Origin of the sequence: Janibacter limosus, from assembly GCF_004295485.1 — a bacterium.
Taxonomy (GTDB): domain Bacteria; phylum Actinomycetota; class Actinomycetes; order Actinomycetales; family Dermatophilaceae; genus Janibacter; species Janibacter limosus_A.
Genome location: NZ_CP036164.1, coordinates 3,145,846 through 3,162,306, shown reverse-complemented (window position 1 = coordinate 3,162,306; position 16,461 = coordinate 3,145,846). Strand labels below are relative to the sequence as shown.

Annotated in this window: 13 protein-coding genes; 10 read left to right on the top strand and 3 right to left on the bottom strand. The window is 67.2% G+C overall.

The window, feature by feature from the left end; all coding sequences use genetic code 11:
• The first annotated feature begins 1 nt into the window (after position 1).
• From EXU32_RS15160 to EXU32_RS15135, 6 genes are all read left to right on the top strand, one after another.
• Positions 2-661, top strand: coding sequence for a class I SAM-dependent methyltransferase (locus EXU32_RS15160; protein WP_207233821.1), 660 nt, complete (start codon positions 2-4; stop codon positions 659-661).
• A 63-nt stretch (positions 662-724) separates the two neighbouring features.
• The gene (locus EXU32_RS15155) at positions 725-2,173 is read left to right on the top strand and encodes an AMP-binding protein (RefSeq protein WP_242612990.1); all 1,449 of its coding nucleotides are present in this window, start codon (positions 725-727) and stop codon (positions 2,171-2,173) included.
• Between the two features lie 388 nt (positions 2,174-2,561).
• Complete coding sequence (locus tag EXU32_RS15150; RefSeq protein WP_130630656.1) at positions 2,562-3,074, top strand: SAM-dependent methyltransferase; 513 nt, start codon at positions 2,562-2,564, stop codon at positions 3,072-3,074.
• Complete coding sequence (locus tag EXU32_RS15145; RefSeq protein ID WP_130630655.1) at positions 3,071-4,129, top strand: thioesterase domain-containing protein; 1,059 nt, start codon at positions 3,071-3,073, stop codon at positions 4,127-4,129. Before EXU32_RS15150 ends, EXU32_RS15145 begins: the two co-directional genes overlap by 4 nt.
• A 26-nt stretch (positions 4,130-4,155) precedes the next feature.
• Entirely contained in the window at positions 4,156-4,782 is a 627-nt protein-coding gene (locus EXU32_RS15140) for an alpha/beta fold hydrolase (protein ID WP_130630654.1), read from the top strand.
• Positions 4,766-5,998: an MFS transporter gene (locus tag EXU32_RS15135; RefSeq protein ID WP_130630653.1), complete on the top strand. Its 1,233-nt coding sequence runs from the start codon at positions 4,766-4,768 to the stop codon at positions 5,996-5,998. The genes EXU32_RS15140 and EXU32_RS15135 overlap by 17 nt, the downstream gene beginning before the upstream one ends.
• Here the strand turns inward: EXU32_RS15135 and EXU32_RS15130 are convergent.
• Both EXU32_RS15130 and EXU32_RS15125 read right to left on the bottom strand, forming a co-directional pair.
• The gene (locus tag EXU32_RS15130) at positions 5,995-9,144 is read right to left on the bottom strand and encodes an AMP-binding protein (RefSeq protein ID WP_130630652.1); all 3,150 of its coding nucleotides are present in this window, start codon (positions 9,142-9,144) and stop codon (positions 5,995-5,997) included. The two genes, EXU32_RS15135 and EXU32_RS15130, sit on opposite strands and share 4 nt — an antisense overlap.
• Before the next feature lie 152 nt (positions 9,145-9,296).
• Entirely contained in the window at positions 9,297-9,869 is a 573-nt protein-coding gene (locus EXU32_RS15125) for a TetR/AcrR family transcriptional regulator (RefSeq protein ID WP_165399703.1), read from the bottom strand.
• A gap of 108 nt (positions 9,870-9,977) precedes the next feature.
• Here EXU32_RS15125 and EXU32_RS15120 point away from each other — a divergent pair, with 108 nt between their 5' ends.
• The 4 genes from EXU32_RS15120 to EXU32_RS15105 all read left to right on the top strand — a co-directional run bounded on the left by EXU32_RS15120 (position 9,978) and on the right by EXU32_RS15105 (position 15,531).
• Positions 9,978-11,198: an acetyl-CoA C-acetyltransferase gene (locus EXU32_RS15120; RefSeq protein ID WP_130630650.1), complete on the top strand. Its 1,221-nt coding sequence runs from the start codon at positions 9,978-9,980 to the stop codon at positions 11,196-11,198.
• Positions 11,199-11,224: 26 nt separating this feature from the next.
• Complete coding sequence (locus tag EXU32_RS15115; RefSeq protein ID WP_130630649.1) at positions 11,225-13,399, top strand: 3-hydroxyacyl-CoA dehydrogenase NAD-binding domain-containing protein; 2,175 nt, start codon at positions 11,225-11,227, stop codon at positions 13,397-13,399.
• 5 nt (positions 13,400-13,404) lie between these two features.
• The gene (locus EXU32_RS15110) at positions 13,405-14,298 is read left to right on the top strand and encodes a CoA transferase (protein WP_130630648.1); all 894 of its coding nucleotides are present in this window, start codon (positions 13,405-13,407) and stop codon (positions 14,296-14,298) included.
• A 69-nt stretch (positions 14,299-14,367) separates the two neighbouring features.
• Positions 14,368-15,531: an acyl-CoA dehydrogenase family protein gene (locus EXU32_RS15105; RefSeq protein WP_130630647.1), complete on the top strand. Its 1,164-nt coding sequence runs from the start codon at positions 14,368-14,370 to the stop codon at positions 15,529-15,531.
• Here the strand turns inward: EXU32_RS15105 and EXU32_RS15100 are convergent.
• Entirely contained in the window at positions 15,512-16,357 is an 846-nt protein-coding gene (locus tag EXU32_RS15100; RefSeq protein WP_207233820.1) for a hypothetical protein, read from the bottom strand. The two genes, EXU32_RS15105 and EXU32_RS15100, sit on opposite strands and share 20 nt — an antisense overlap.
• Positions 16,358-16,461 lie beyond the last annotated feature (104 nt).

Here is a 16,461-nt window from a genome sequence, read left to right as displayed (position 1 = left end):
GGTGACCCTGACGGGTGCCGAGCATGTCCTGGACGCAGGCGCAGGAACCGGCCGCGACACGGCCGCGCTGTTGGAGCGGCTGCCCCGCGGTCGAGTCACCGCCGTCGACGCTTCCGACCGGATGCTCGAGGTCCTCCAGGAAAAGATCAACGACCCTCGTCTGGACTCCTACAAGCACGACCTGACCCAGCCCCTCCACCTGCCATCCCTCGTGGACGCCTGCATCAGCATCGCGACCTTCCACTGGATCGCCGATCACGAGGTCCTCTTCGCCAACATTGCCGATGCCATGCGCCCTGGCGGACAGTTCGTCGCCGAGTGCGGAGGTTCCGGCAATGTGGCGAGGGTCGACGCTGCGGTAGCGGCGACCTTGGGAGACCGTCAAGATGGCGCCGTCTGGCACTTCGCTGACGAAGGGGACACCCGCTCGCGCCTCGAGGCCGCCGGATTCACCGACATCCAGGTGCGTTTGCGACCCGACCCGGCCAAGCTGGAGGAGGGCGAGCAATTTGAGGCCTTCCTGGCCACGGTCATCCTGGGCGGGCACCTGCTCAAGCTTGACGAATCCGAGCACGAAGGATTCGTCAAGGAGGTCGCGGCCCGCATCGGCGAGCCCGTGGTGGATTATGTTCGCCTGGAGTTCAACGCCCGCAAGGCCTGAACCGTTATGCGCCAACCGATCCCCAGCGAATCAATACCCGGTCGCATCCACGCCTGGGTGGCGATGACACCCGACGCCGTCGCCGTCCAGGAGTCAACACGCACCCTCGCCTACGCTCAGTTGTGGGATCACGCAGGGCGGGTCGCTGAAAACCTGCTCACCCACCACGACGTCCACCCAGGCGAGACCATTTGTGTCGCCTTGGAGCCGAGCATCGACGCGATCACCGTCATGCTCGGCGTGTTGCGTGCCGGTGCCGTGATCGCGGCGGTGGACCCTCGTTGGCCTCAGCCACGTCGCGATCTGATCCGCGTCGAGCTCGGCGTCACCGTCAGCGTCGGTACCGGTGGGGGGGACATCCGTCCACAAGATCTGCTGTCGCCGCCGCCGCGTCCGCATGAGCAGGCTCTTCCGGTCGTGGACGCAGGATCGATTGCCACGATTTTTTTTACATCGGGCACGTCGGCCGCGCCCAAGATGGTTGCCTCACCACACCAAGCATTGACTCGCCTCATCGGCCCGGGACGAACCCTGTTGACCGAACCGGGTCACGTGATGCTGCATGCGTCGCGACCCGGATGGGACGTGCATTCCCTAGAAACCTGGGGCACTCTCAGCGGTGGAGGAACTGTCCACGTGTTGGCGGGCGGGGTGTTTCCTGATTCGGTGATCAGTGCCGTAGATGCGGGCGTGGACCACGCGTGGATCACGTCCTCACTGCTCAACCTACTGATTGACGAGGACATCGACTGCCTCGCTGGGTTGCGCACCATCTTTACCGGCGGCGAGAAGCTCTCCGCGCCGCACGTCGCCAAGTTCCTTGAGCGCCACCCTCACACGACCTTGATCAATGGATACGGCCCGGTCGAGAGCTGCGTGTTTGCCACTACTCATACGGTCACCTCAGCCGACCTCGATGACATTCCGATCGGACGTCCGGTCAGCGGCACCACGATTGCGCTGGTGACGCAGGGCGACGTTCCTGCTGACCTGCTAGGGGGTCAACCAGGCGATACGGGTGAAATCTGGCTCGGTGGCACCGGCCTGGCCACGGGATACGTCAACGCTCCGGACTCGGACGACCGGTTTGTTACCGCCGGACCCGAAGGGCAACGCTGGTACCGCACCGGTGACCAAGCATGGCTCGCCCCCGATGGCTCGTACCGGTTCCGGGGCCGCCTGGACCGTCAAGTGAAGATCCGCGGCGCACGGGTCCAACCCGAAGAACTGGAGGCACAGGCCACCTCCATACTCGGAGTCAGCTGCCGGGCAGAACCCGTCCCCGGACGCTGGAGTGGCTACGACCGCCTGGCCCTGTTCATTGGTCCCGGTATCACTACATCGCCGACCGAAGTGCGTCAAGCATTGGCCTCGGCCCTGCCCAAGCACCTCGTTCCCGATGTCGTCGTCTGTGTGCCCACGCTGCCGGTGACGGCCAACGGAAAAGTCGACTCACACACCCTTCTCGAGGCCCTCGCGTCGAGTGGAGAGGCCCAACCATGCCGGTCATAGAGGTGTACTCGCCCACGCCTGGACCAGGCGCGCAGAGGTTGGGTGAACTCAGCTCGGCAGTCACCGACCTGCTGGGCATCGACGGCGGCCACTGTTGGGTGATGTGGAATCGGTTAGCAGCCGGAGACCACTATCGACCGCAATGGCAGGAGGAGACGCCCGCCGCGCCCGTTGCCTTGGTGACGTGCAAGGTCACCTATCCGAGGGGACTGCGCAACGCGTTGGTTCAGACGATCGCCACCGGCCTGAGCAAACTCGCCGACGTCGACCCACAGGATGTCTACGTCGCCTTGCGCCCGGTAGACCCGGGTGACCTATGGGTCCGAGGCGCGCTATGGACCGATGAAGACCTTTCGAATCCACCATCCGACACAGGAGGAATGTAGACATGACCGCACCATCGCAGGACTGGAAGAACCCCGTCACCCTGAGCCCGATTGGCGTCGTCCGCGGCGGACGGCCGACCGGAGACGACGATTACTGGGGTGGGTTTGAGTCCACGATCGAGCTCGACTCCGAACGGTTCGGCGCCGACGCCTTGGCTGCCCTGGACACTTACTCGCACGTGCTCGTGCTCTTCCACTTCCACTTGCTCACGCCGGGATCCGAAGAGACCGGTGGCCGGCACCCTCGCGGCCGCAAGGACTGGCCGCTTGTCGGGATCTTCGCCCAACGAGCCAAGAAGCGCCCCAATTTTGTGGGAGCCACGACGTGTCGTGTCGTGTCTGTGGACGGAACCACACTGACCGTCGAGGGCCTAGACGCCATGGATGGCACCCCGATCCTCGACCTCAAACCCCACATGCAGGAGTTCGAGCCCCGCGGCGAGGTCATTCAGCCGGAGTGGTCGCACAACGTCATGGCCGACTACTTCGCCCCGCACACTGAGGGCCCGCAGTGACCGAGAGCGGCCCAGCCGCCCCTCGCGACAGCGTCGAGATGGAGTTGGTCGCCATCTGGGCTCAGGTACTCGCTGTGGACGAGGTCGGTATTCATGACAACTTTTTCGATCTCGGCGGGCACTCTCTGCTCGCCCTGCAACTGGTCAGTCGTATCCGTCGGGCGCTGTCTGTTGACCTGCAAGCAGATGAACTGCTGGCAGCGGGAACCGTCGCAGAGATGGCCCCACTGGTGCGGGGAACCCGCGGCGCGTCCCGGACTCACCCGCTGGTGCGTCTGCGTCCCGGTGACGGGCGTCCCTTGGCCGCTTTTCCTCCCGTGTCGGGGACCCTGGGCCTCTATGGGCCATTCAGCCGGCGACTGGATCCGTCGTGGGATGTGTGGGGTGTCCAGTCGATCGGGCTCCTCCCGGGCGAGGAGCCCATGGAGGACCTGGGTGAGATCGCGACGCGTGCCATCGCGGCCCTGGACTCCGTGCAGCGCACCGCTGCGTGGAACCTCGTGGGTTACAGCATGGGCGGATTGTTGGCCATTGAGGTCGCCCGGCAACTCATTGGTAGAGGTGATGAGATCGGACAGGTCTTTTTGTTGGACACCAGGCCTACGGTTGACCCCGCCGAAGACGACCTGGATTTCGCATTGCGTGCCTTGCTATACCGGGCGCTGAAGATCGACGTGGACATCGATTGGCTGCGCGGTCTGTCGGAGCACGAGCGGTCATCGGTGTTGCTGGAGCGTTCCGTCCAGGCCGGTACCATCCCGCCCGACTTCGACCCGGAGCGCCTACGGCGCATGGTCGACATGTATCGGCACAACCTCCAGGCGCTGTCGCAGTACGAGCTGCAGCCGACGGCGATCGGTGTTGACGTGATGCGCGTGACGGACCGGAGTTTGGAGGGCGCCACTCCGCTCGCTGAGGACCTTGACTGGTCTGCGTGGGCGACTAAGGGGGCTGCTGTGCACCTCGTGCCCGGTGATCACTTCACCATGGTCGATCCTGAGAACGCGGAGAGTTTGGCGCGCTCCATGGACCTGGCCGTGGGGGCTGCCCCGTGACACCGACCGCGGCGCAGGCACCGAGCATGCAGGAGCTGGACATCGATGTCGTCGGGGACGTGGACTCGGCCCCGCGAGCGACCGTCTTCCTCCATGGTGCCGGTGGGGACAAGTCGCAACTGGCGCCGCTTGGCCGCGAGTTGGGATCACCGGTGCAGATCATGCCCTCCCTGCGCGGACATGGACAGTCGTACTCGCCCAAGCAGGGGCACTCGCCCTTGGAATACGCGGCTGACCTGCACCGGAGCGCACACCGCTGGCCCGACAGCCTCGATGTCGTCGGCTACTCGTATGGCGCTCTCGTTGCCCTGCTGAGCGCCACGACGTGGGCCGCTGGCCGGGTGCGAAGCCTCGTGGTCCTCGACACCTCCTTCGAGTCCTTCCCGACGATGTACGTCAATGACGAGGACGCCGAAGGGAGTTGGTTGCGGTGGATGTACGACTATGAGTCAGCCTTGGCGTTGGTCCAGGTACCGGTCCTGTGTGTCAGGTCCTCCCAGAGCACCCTGCTGACTGAACGGACATGCCAGCGAATGAGCCAACTTGAACAGGTCAGCGTCGTGGAGCTGCCCGGTGACCACCGCAGCATCTTGGACGACTCGAAGGCCCTTGCGACAGTGATTTCGGAGTTTTACGGTGAGCTCAGTCTCTGAGGTGTTTCAGTCCGGACCGTTGCGGCTCCTCGCGGCGTCCACTCTCGTCAACAATTTTGGTAATGGCGCGTTCGGCGCTGCAGCAGTGGTCTTTTTGAGCGAGATCGTCGGCTTGTCCGCGAGCACCATCGGCGTGGGCCTGACCATCAGCGCCGTCGTCGGGTTGCTGTCGTCCTTGCCAGCCGGACTGATCTCTGACCGAACAAACGCCGCTATGGCCGCGGGCACCCTGCTCATCTTGGCCAGTGTGGCGTCCGCGCTCTACGCCGTCATCGATTCGGTCGTGCTCTTCATTGTCGTGGCTGCCGTCTTCGCGCTCCTGGAGAGGTCTGCGGCGGTGGCCCGACAGTCTCTCGTCGGGCTGGTCTTTACCGGTCCCACCCGAACTGCTGCCCGAGCCAGGCTCCGCTCCATCACCAACATCGGCGCTGCGCTGGGCGGTGGCTTGGCGGCGCTCACGCTGGCGATTGGCTCACGTGAGGCCTTCCAACTGCTCTTTCTCGTCAATGCCGCCTCGTTCGTGATCGCCGGCGTGCTGATCATGCGTGTGCGCTCGTACACCGCGGTCTCCGCGACCCTTGGCGATAGTGACTCAGAGATCAGCACCCATCGGGCACTGCGCGACCGACCATATGTGGCAGTGTCGATGGTCAACGCCTTGCTCACCATCCACGTCGTGGTGTTGGACGTCATCATGCCCATCTGGGTGGTGACCCGGACTCAGGCCCCCCACTCGGTCGTGGCGGCGCTGCTCATCAGCAACACCTTGTTGGTGATCGCCTTCCAGCTGCCCGTCAGCCGTCCTTTCGAGACGGTGCACACCGCGGTGTCCGGGCTCCGGTTGTCCGGTTTGCTCTTGGCGGCCATGTTTGCGCTGCTGGCTCTTTCGTCGTCCGTCTCCGTGTGGCCGGCCGTGATCCTGCTCTTCATCAGCGTTATCGCGCACACCGGTGCTGAAATGGTTCAAGGGGCCTCGTCGTGGCCGTTGAGTTATGACCTCGCCCCGCAACGGCACCTTGGCGAGTATCAAGGCGTCTGGAGTTTGTCCGAGCAGGCTGTGCGGATTATCGCTCCGGCTGGGTTGACGTTCATCTTGTTCAGCTGGTCCGGTCCAGGTGCCATCGTCCTAGCGGCGGCCTTGTGCGCCGTCGGTATCGCCATTCCGTTCTTTGTCCGGCCGCTCATTGCCTCACGTGTCTTGTCGGCGACGCCCTAACTTTGGGTCGGCCTCTCTAGTGCGGCGATCAGGTCGAGGGCGATGCGCTCCGCCGTCTCGGTGGATACAGCCGCGCACTGATGCGACACAGTCAGTGATGGCGTTACGCCTGGCGCGGCATGAATTTCGACCAGGAGTTCGACAGGCGAGTCGGGCGGTTGTGGCCGGGTGAACGATGTCGCACACCCGTCGATCTGCAGGCTTGGCTGAGCATTGTCCTGAAGGGCAAAGATGGCCTGATAGACGGGGGTGCGCGTCGAGCGAGGCGGCTGCAACTGCCGCACGAGTTCGGGGAATGACAACGCTCGGTGCTGCTGCGCTCGCTCGAGGTGCCCCTGGAAGGTGCGCGCCCTGACGATGATGTCACCGGCTGCGTGGGGGGCGACGGGTAGACACCACATGTTCAGGATGCACCCGACGGCGTTCTCTTCGACGACGCTATCCCGCTCCGTCACCGGGACACCGACCGCGAATCGCAGCCTGACGTGCGGCGCGAGGACCTGCTCATACAGGCTCAGGAGTACGGCGAGGAGGGAGACTGAGTGGTCCCGGGCAACGGTGGCCCAGGTGTGCAGCGTTGACGCATCCAATGGGTGGTGGACGGTGTGGCTGCCCCCGTGGTCGACACCTCCACATGAGTTTGGCGGTCCCGTCACCAGGGTCAGTTCGTTGCAGGAGCGGGCGATGCCCGTCCAATAGTCGAGGTCCTCAGGGGAATACGCATAGCGCCGCCGGGCCTCGCTCGCGTGGGCGAGGGCAGCAGCTGACGCGCTGGTCCGGGACCACGTCGGCTCTTCGCCGCGAGCGCGGGCGGCATAGGCGTGCGAGAGGTCAGAGGCGAGGACCGCCTCGGACCATCCGTCGAAGGCCACGTGATGGACGGCGATACCGAGGACCCCCATCTCGTGGCCTGCTACGGCTCGGGTCGTGGCGCGCCACACCTCGCCGCGATCGATGGACAGCGGTTGCGCGGTCAGGGCGCCGAGGACAGCATGACGCGCCGTGGCCAGATCGGGCAGAGGCAGGTCCTGTTCGGCAGTGAGCAGGACCTTGCGGGGCTCGCGCGTAGGGATCGCCACGCAGGTGTCGGTGACGTCATACCGCGCCCCCAAAAGTTGATGGCGCTGCTGGAGGTCTTGTAGGGATCGCCCGAGAGCCTGCAGGTCGACAGGGCCGTCAAGGTCCCACACCATGAGGCAGGTGGCGCTGGTGTCTGATGGATGCCGCAGGTACGAGGCCAAAAATGTGGCCTGGACGGGGTTCAACTCGACGGGGGCATGGGGATCGTGCGGGGGCGCGGGGATGGCTGCGTTCGGGTGGATCGAGTCAACGTAGTCGGCGATGGCGCGCAGATCGATCGCTTCGCTCAGCGCGGCGACAGAGATCCGGGTCATGCAGGTGCGCTCAAGTCGCATTGCCAGGCGGGCACGGTCCAAGGAGGTCGCGCCGGCATCATGAAGCCGGGTGTCGAGACCCACCTCCGTCTCGAGGAGGTCCCGCACGATGGCCAGCACGGTTGATTGCGTGGGCGACAGGTCTGTCGGCGGGTCCGCCCGGGGCTCGATGTTGCTCAGCGTGCCGAGTGACCTCAGCAGGGATGCTTCGTCGATCTTTCCGTTGACGGTCAGTGGGAAGGCCGGGACGTGCACTACCGCCCGTGGGACGAGGTAGGTCGGAAGGGTGGCGCTCAAGGAGTCCCGATGTGCGCCTGGGTTGGTGGCAGCCCCGGTGTAAAAGATGGCCAGGTCGACGGGACGATGGTCGGCACCCCTGACAGGCACGGCTCGGGCTCCCGTGACGCCGGCGAGGCTCATGACGGCTCGCTCGACCTCGCGCGGCTCGACCCGGTGACCACGGATCTTCAACTCACGATCGGCCCGCCCCACGAAGTACAAGAGGTCGTCTTCTTCGACCACGAGGTCGCCCGTGGCATAGGTCCGCACACTCGCCCCCTCACGGTCGATGGTCAGGAAGGCTCCGGGGCGATCGGGGCCTAGGTAGCCAAGTGCCAGTCGCGGCCCGCTGACGTGTAGCTCCCCCACCTCGCCGGCGGGGGTGGGTTGACCGTCGGAGATGACGGTGAGGGTGGTGTGAGGTACCGCTCGACCAATGGGGATCCCGCGGGGGTGGTGCACGTCTTCACGGGTGATCTCGTGGGTGCTCACGAAGACGGTGGCCTCGGCGGGTCCATAGCCATTGGTCAGTCGGCACCCGGGATGAGCCGCGAGGAATTGAGTGACATGCTCGGGGGAGAGTCTCTCGCCCCCGATGAGGAGGTGATCGAGGCCGACGAAACACTTGATCTCTTCGTCGACGAGCAGGTTGAAGAGGGTCGACGTCAGCCACATCAGCGACGTACCAGCGGCAATAGCGTCGCGGACCAACTCACCAGTGGGGGTGTGGAACTCGCCCGCCAGGAGCACGCTTCCCCCGGTGGTGAGCATGCTCCACACCTCCAAGCTGAGCCCATCCCACGCGATCGCAGCGGCTTGCAAGATGGCCGACCCGGGGCCGAGCGTCGCGAAGGCGCAGTCCCGGAAGAGCAGTACGGTGCCCGCATGGGGAACGAGCGCGCCACGTGGCGTGCCGGTGGTCGTCCCCGAGGTGAAGAAGACGCAGCACGGGTCCGAGGCGGCTGAGGGGTAGAAGGGGGCACTGGCCGCCATGGCCGGTCGAGAGCGCTCCCGCACCGCACGGGGGTCCCAACTGGGTATTGGCAGTTGTTCACTGGGTGGGCCCAGGATCAGGGTGGGCTCGATCATCGCCACCAGGTCGTGGACTCGTTGCTCCGGCCACGCCGGATCCAAGGCGGTGTACGCGGCTCCCGTCTTGAGGATGCCCAGGAGGGTCGCGATCAGGTCGGGACTTCGGTGCAGCAGGACCGGCACGATGTCGCCAGGTCCGATCCCCGTCGAGTGCAGGTGGGCGGCGATGTGATCGGAGTACTCATCAAGGTCCGCATAGGAGTAGACAGAGTTGCGCTGTCGCACCGCTATGGCCTGCGGAGTCTGCTCGACCCACTGACGGAAGCACGCGTGGATCGAAGGCGGCGCGGTGGTGGTCGGGGGACGAGACGCCGGGCCACCAGAGCCGCCCCACGCGGCACGAGCCCGGTTGCTTCGCGTCATCCGGAAGCGATCGTCCACGGACTAACGACTCCGTGGGTCCAGGTATGTGCCATCTACCTCGTCGCTCTCGTCATGAGCCCGATTCTGCCTGCTGGGGTGCGGGTCGGCGAGTCGAGTGATGGCCGGCCAAGGAGACGCCCGACTCCTCGTGCACAGGACGTCCGGGCTGATCAGCGCAGGGTCACGTGCACCTGCGGCTCGGGGCCCTGCGCCCCTGACAGCGCCCACAGCCGGCCGAGGGCCGGCTGGAGCAGCCAGGCGCCGAGCTGGCGCACCAGCACCGTCACAGCCTGCTCCGTGACGGGCGCCTGACTGGCTCCGATCCCGTGGTCGCGCAGGTGCTCGGTCTGGGCGACCTGCTCGGCGAGGATCTTGCGCACCAGCCGGGCATCACCCGCGCCGGGGGTGACGACGACCCGCCGCAGGTAGTCGACGGCGTGCGGGTTGCGGGCAAACATCCCGTTGACTGCCGAGTCACGTGCCGCGACCACCTCGGTCACCGTCCCCTCGAGGGGGACCGCGCCCAAGGTCTCGCTGAAGAGCCCGACGACCCAGTCCTCGACGGCCTCCTGCAGACCGTCCTTGCTCCCGAAGTAGTGGCCGACCAGTCCCGGGGCGACGCCGGCGGATCGGGCGACCTCGCGCAGGCTGGTCGCGGCCACCCCGTGCTCGGCGAAGAGAGCCAGTGCGGCAGTGCGGATCCGCTCGCGGGTGTCGCCCGCGGCGTTGACCCGTGAACTCACGGCGACCTCCCTTCGGTGTGATGGTGAACTCTTTGCACACCATTGCACAAGTGTTCAACGGATGCGTAGGGTGACGGAAAACCATCGTTTCATCGAAGGAGCCGGTCCATGCCCGAGCAGCCCCAGGCCGTCATCTATGACGCCGTCCGCACCCCCCGTGGGAAGGGGAAGTCTTCGGGCGCCCTCCACGAGGTCAAGCCGATCGACCTGACCGTCGGTCTCCTGAACGCCGTGCGTGAGCGCAACCCGGGCCTCGACGCCGCCCAGATCGACGACCTCGTCATGGGCATCGTCTCCCCGGTCGGTGACCAGGGCGCCGTCCTCCCGCGGATCGCCGCCCTCAAGGCCGGCTACCCCGAGCCCGTCGCCGGCGTGCAGCTCAACCGCTTCTGCGGCTCCGGCCTCGAGGCCATCAACCAGGTCGCGGCCCGCGTCCGCTCCGGCTTCGAGGACCTCTTCCTCGCCGGTGGCGTCGAGTCGATGTCCCGTGTGCCGATGGCCAGCGACGGCGGCGCCTGGGCGATGGACCCGGCCACCGCGCTCGCGACCGACTTCGTCCCCCAGGGCATCGGTGCCGACCTCATCGCCACCCTCGAGGGCATCGACCGCGCCGAGGTCGACCGCTTCGCCGCCCAGTCGCACGCGCGCGCTGCCGCCGCGTGGGACGCCGGCTACTTCGACAAGTCCGTCATCCCGGTCAAGGACGCCAGCGGCATCACCATCCTCGCCCGCGACGAGACGATCCGTCCCGGCACGAGCGTCGACTCGCTCGGTGGCCTCAAGCCCTCCTTCGCCGGGATCGGCGAGCAGGGCGGCTTCGACTCCGTGGCCCTCGAGAAATACCACTCGGTCGACCGGATCAACCACGTCCACCACGCCGGCAACTCCTCCGGAATCGTCGATGGTGCCTCGCTGATGCTCATCGGCAACGAGAAGACCGGCCAGGAGATGGGCCTGACCCCCCGGGCCCGCATCGTCTCCACGGCCGTCATCGGCTCCGAGCCGACGATCATGCTCACCGGCCCGGCCCCGGCCTGCCGCAAGGCGCTGGACCGCGTCGGCATGACCGCCAAGGACATCGACCTGGTCGAGATCAACGAGGCCTTCGCCGCGGTCGCCCTGAAGCTCATGCGCGACATGGGCTGGAGCGAGGACCAGACCAATGTCAACGGCGGCGCGATCGCCATGGGCCACCCCCTCGGTGCCACGGGCGCGATGATCCTCGGCACGCTCGTCGACGAGCTGGAGCGCCGGGACCTCGAGCGCGGTATCGCCACCCTCTGCATCGGCGGCGGCATGGGAATTGCCACCATCGTCGAGCGCGTCTGAACCAGCGGATAAGGAACCCAAGAGCTATGAGCGAGAACATGATCCGTTACGAGCGCGACGACGAGGGCATCGTCACCCTGACGATGGACGACCCCGACGCGGGCGCCAACACGATGAACGAGACCTACAAGGTCGCGATGGGCGAGACCATCGACCGGCTCGAGGCCGAGCGCGACGACATCACCGGTGTCGTGCTCACCTCCGCGAAGAAGACCTTCTTCGCCGGCGGCAACCTCACCGACCTGCAGTCGGTCACGCAGGAGACGGCGGGTGAGTTCTTCGAGGAGATCGAGGGCATCAAGTCGCAGCTGCGTCGCCTGGAGCAGCTCGGCAAGCCGGTCGTCGCGGCCATCAACGGCGCCGCGCTCGGTGGTGGCCTGGAGATCGCGCTCGCGACCCACCACCGCATCGCCGTCGACGACCCGAAGATCAAGCTCGGCCTGCCCGAGGTCTCCCTCGGGCTGCTGCCCGGTGGCGGCGGCGTCACGCGCCTCGTCCGGATGCTCGGCATCCAGGAGGCCCTCATGGGCTGGCTGCTGCAGGGTCAGCAGCGCAACCCCGCCGCGGCGCTCGACAAGGGCGTCGTCGACCAGCTCGTCGCCACCCGCGAGGAGCTGGTCCCCGCGGCCAAGCAGTGGATCCGTGAGCACAAGGACGACGAGACCGCGGCCGTGAAGCCGTGGGACGTCAAGGGTTACCGCATCCCCGGCGGCACCCCGTCCGTGCCGAAGTTCGCGATGAACCTCCCGGCCTTCCCGGCGAACCTGCGCAAGACCCTCAAGGGCGCCCCGACCAAGTCGCCCCGCGCGATCATGTCGGCCGCGGTCGAGGGCTCGCAGGTGGACTTCGACACCGCCAGCCGGATCGAGTCGCGCTACATCACCGAGCTCGCCGCCGGCCGTGAGTCGACGGCGATGATCCAGGCCTTCTTCTTCGACATGCAGACGATCAGCAGCGGCAAGCTGCGCCCGGAGGGTGTCGAGAAGCGTCAGGTCGCCAAGATCGGCGTCATCGGTGCCGGAATGATGGGCGCCGGGATCGCCTACTCCGCCGCCATGTCCGGCATCGAGGTCATCCTCAAGGACGTCACGGAGGAGGGCGCGGCCAAGGGCAAGAGCTACTCCGAGAAGCTCCTGGCCAAGCGTGTCGAGCGCGGCACGATGGACCAGGCCAAGGCCGACGCCGTCCTGGCTCGGATCACGCCGAGCATCGACGTGGCCGACCTGGCCGGTGTCGACGCCGTCATCGAGGCCGTCTTCGAGGACTACGACCTCAAGAAGCAGGTCTTCGCCGAGATCGAGGCCGTCGTCGGTCCGGAGACGCTCCTGTGCTCCAACACCTCGACCCTGCCGATCACCTCGCTCCAAGGCTTCTCCACCCGCCCCAAGGACTTCATCGGTCTGCACTTCTTCTCCCCCGTGGACAAGATGCAGCTCGTCGAGATCATCCGCGGTGAGCAGACCGGCGACGAGGCGGCTGCCCGGGCGATCGACATCGTCCAGCAGATCCGCAAGATCCCGATCGTCGTCGGTGACGGCCGTGGCTTCTACACCAGCCGCGTCTTCGGCACGCTGATCCTCGAGGGCGCGACCGCGCTCGCCGAGGGCATCGACCCGCAGTTCGTCGAGCGCGCCGCGACCCAGGCCGGCTTCCCGGCCCCGCCGCTGGCGATGCTCGACGAGGTCTCGCTGACCCTGACCCAGCACATCCGTGCGGAGGCCGACAAGGCTGCCGCCGCGGAGGGCAAGACCCTGCCCAAGGGTCCGGGCGAGCAGCTCATCGACACGATGGTCGAGCTCGGTCGCAAGGGTCGCGCCTCCGGCGCGGGCCTGTACGACTACCCGGCCGACGGCCCCAAGGTCCTGTGGCCCGAGCTGCGTGAGCGCTGGGGCAAGGGCACCGAGATCCCCTTTGAGGACCTGCAGGACCGCTACCTCTTCATCATGGCGCTGGAGACGGCTGGTTGCTTCGAGGACGGTGTCCTCACGGACGCGGTGTCGGCCAACATCGGCGGCATCTTCGGTATCGGCTTCCCGCCGCACACCGGTGGTCCGGCGACCTTCATGACCAACTACGAGGGTGGCCTGGCCGGCTTCGTCGCGCGGGCCAACGAGCTCGCCGACACCTACGGTGAGCGCTTCCGCCCGAGCGCGTGGCTCACCGAGCGCGTCGCCAAGGGCACCCTCGTGGACGAGGCCTGAGCGACATGTCGCAGACAGGGCCTCTGGCAGGTGTCACGGTCCTGTCGATCGCCATCAACCTGCCCGGTCCGGCCGCCGTCGCGCGGCTGGCCGGGCAGGGGGCGAATGTCGTCACGGTGCTGCCGCCGAGCGGGGATCCGATGGAGCAGTTCGCCAAGGCGTACTACGACGAGCTGCACGTCGGGCAGGAGGTGCGTCGGGTCGACCTGAAGTCGCCGGCCGGGCGCGCCGAGCTCGAGGAGCTGCTGGCCACCGCCGACGTCTTCGTCACGTCGTCGCGTCCATCCGCGCTGCGGCGACTGGGTCTGGACTTCGAGTCCGTGCACGCGAGTCACCCGCAGGTCTGCCAGGTGGACATCGTCGGCTACCCCGGTGACCAGGCGGAGACCGCCGGGCACGACCTCACCTACCAGGCCGGTACCGGGCTGCTGGGCGAAGGGAGCATGCCCACCACCCTCGTGGTGGACCTGGCCGGGTCCGAGAGGGCAGCCGCCGAGGCGTCCGCTGCGCTGGTCGCCCGGGCTCGCCTCGGGGAGGGGGTGCGCCGCGAGGTGCCCCTGTCCGACCTCGCCCACACGATGTCGCGCCCGCTGGCCCACGGCCTCACCGCTCCGGGCGCGCTGCTCGGTGGTGGTCTGCCGGCCTACGGCATCTACGACACCGCGGAGGGCAAGATCGCCCTCGGCGCGCTCGAGCCGCACTTCACCACGGCGCTGCTCACCGCCCTTCGCCTCCAGCCCGAGGACTGCACCGGTGAGCGCCTCGCCGAGGTCTTCGCCGAGCGCACCGCCGCCGACTGGCAGACCTGGGCGGACGAGCACGACATCCCCCTGACCGCCCTTCGCTCACCGGGTCTCGAGGCTTCACCGCAGAGCTCCTCGCACCTCGACCAACGGTGATCGAGGTGTGAGGCCGCCTGCGGCCGAGCCTCGAGATCCCCAGACCGACGCAACCCGAAAGAGGCAACGATGCCCGAGATCCTCCAGCCCCAGCCCTATGTCTCGCCCTGGATGAAGGACGAGGTGTCCGATGTCGCTGACCTGGCGCGGACCTTCTTCAGTCGCGAGGTGACTCCGCACCAGGAGCGCTTCGCCGAGCAGCACCAGGTCGACAAGGAGACCTGGCTGGCGGCCGGTGCAGCGGGCCTGCTGTGCATCTCGATCCCCGAGGAGTACGGCGGCGGAGGGGGCAGCTTCGCGCACGAGGCCGCCGTGATCTGGGAGCAGGGTCGGTCGGGTGACGACGCGCTCGGGTACTCCGTGCACTCCTCGATCGTCGCCCACTACCTGCTGACCTACGGGTCCGAGGAGCAGAAGCAGAAGTGGCTGCCCAAGATGGCCTCCGGTGAGCTCATCGGCGCTGTCGCGATGACCGAGCCCGGCACCGGCTCGGACCTGCAGAACATCAAGACGACGGCCAAGCGCGACGGTGATGACTACGTCATCAACGGCTCCAAGACCTTCATCACCAACTCCTCGCACGCCGGCCTCGTGGTCGTCGTCGCCCGCACGGGTGGCTCTGGGGCGCAAGGTATCTCGCTCATCGTGGCGGAGGTCGACGGGCTGGACGGCTTCGAGCGGGGCCGGGTGCTGCACAAGATCGGGATGCACGGGCAGGACACCCGTGAGCTCTCCTTCACCGACATGCGCGTCCCGGTCGCCAACCTCCTCGGCGAGGAGGAGGGGCAGGGCTTCTACCAGCTCATGGCGCAGCTGCCGCAGGAGCGGCTGGCGATCGCGGTGGGTGCCGTCGCATCAGCGGACCTCGCGGTCGACCTGGCAACGTCGTACACCAAGGAGCGCACCGCTTTCGGCAAGCCGATCTCGACCTTCCAGAACACTCGCTTCACCCTCGCCGAGGTGAGCACCGACGTCCTCGCCGCGCGCACCTTCCTCGACTTCTGCATCGGTCTGCACATCGACGGCAGGCTCGACGCGGCCACCGCCTCGCGGGCAAAGTACTGGACGACCGATGTGCAGTGCGATGTCATCGACCGCTGCCTGCAGCTCTTCGGTGGCTACGGCTACATGATGGAGTACCCGATCGCGCGCCTGTACGCCGCCGCTCGGGTGCAGAAGATCTACGGCGGGACCAACGAGATCATGAAGGAGCTCATCTCCCGCACCCTCTGAGCGCCGCGACGCGTGCCGGGCGGGAACGCTCGGCGCGCAGGGCGGGCAGCAGGCACCAGACGCCACCGAGGCCGAAGGCGCCCGCGGCCGCCATGGCTGCCGGCGTCGAGACGCTCTGCGCCAGCAGGCCGGCCAGCGGCATCGTCAGGGCGGTGTAGACGAGCAGGTGGGCGACGACGAGGCCGACCGGCCCCATGGCCAGCGCCATGCCGATCGTCAGCACGCTGTGGACCACCCGAGCGAGGATGGCGGCGCGGGCCACACCCCAGCGCGCCGACGACTTGCCGCACAACCACGCGCCGACCGCGAAGACGGCCCAGGCCCCCGCCGCGAGCGGACCCATGACCACGCCGGCCCGCTCCTCGCTGCCGAGCAGCTCTGCCATACGCACCGGGGTGAGGGCCTCGCTGGCGATCATCGCGGTGCTCCAGAAGCACTCGAGCAGCACGAGCCCGCGCAGCACCGGGTTGTGCCAGAGGAGCCGCAGGCCGGATCCGATGACCCCGGGGGTCGCCTTGGCGGACTCGGCCGCCCGCGACCATCCGGTGGAGTCGAGGTGGGTCGTCGGCTCGCGCATGAGCACGACGACGGCGATCAGGTGCACCACCGACAGCGCCAGGCAGATGACGACCGGCAGCCACAGCGCGGAGTAGGACGAGACCGGGTGCCACGCGACGAGGCCACCGGACACGAGCGCGCCCCCCGCGATGGCCAGCCCGAGGATCGAGGTGGACCGCGAGAGGTCCTGGTCGACATCGGCGCCGGGCCGGCTCGCGTGGACGGTGTCGACGTACCAGGCCTCGAGTGGTCCTGAGCCCGGATCCACCGTCCGGGTTCTCGTGACGGCGTGATTCACGATTTTCGGGTGGTCGCGTGTGAGGGCGTGAGGTAGTCGCCGGTCTGTCCGGCTCTTCCACTGCAGGTCCTTGG

Excerpts from the sequence above, each read along its gene's own strand:
- EXU32_RS15155 (WP_242612990.1), top strand. The coding sequence starts at position 725 with ATGACACCCGACGCCGTCGCCGTCCAGGAGTCAACACGCACCCTCGCC.
- EXU32_RS15120 (WP_130630650.1), top strand. The coding sequence starts at position 9,978 with ATGCCCGAGCAGCCCCAGGCCGTCATCTATGACGCCGTCCGCACCCCC.
- EXU32_RS15140 (WP_130630654.1), top strand. The coding sequence starts at position 4,156 with ATGCAGGAGCTGGACATCGATGTCGTCGGGGACGTGGACTCGGCCCCG.
- EXU32_RS15150 (WP_130630656.1), top strand. The coding sequence starts at position 2,562 with ATGACCGCACCATCGCAGGACTGGAAGAACCCCGTCACCCTGAGCCCG.
- EXU32_RS15105 (WP_130630647.1), top strand. The coding sequence starts at position 14,368 with ATGCCCGAGATCCTCCAGCCCCAGCCCTATGTCTCGCCCTGGATGAAG.
- EXU32_RS15110 (WP_130630648.1), top strand. The coding sequence starts at position 13,405 with ATGTCGCAGACAGGGCCTCTGGCAGGTGTCACGGTCCTGTCGATCGCC.
- EXU32_RS15115 (WP_130630649.1), top strand. The coding sequence starts at position 11,225 with ATGAGCGAGAACATGATCCGTTACGAGCGCGACGACGAGGGCATCGTC.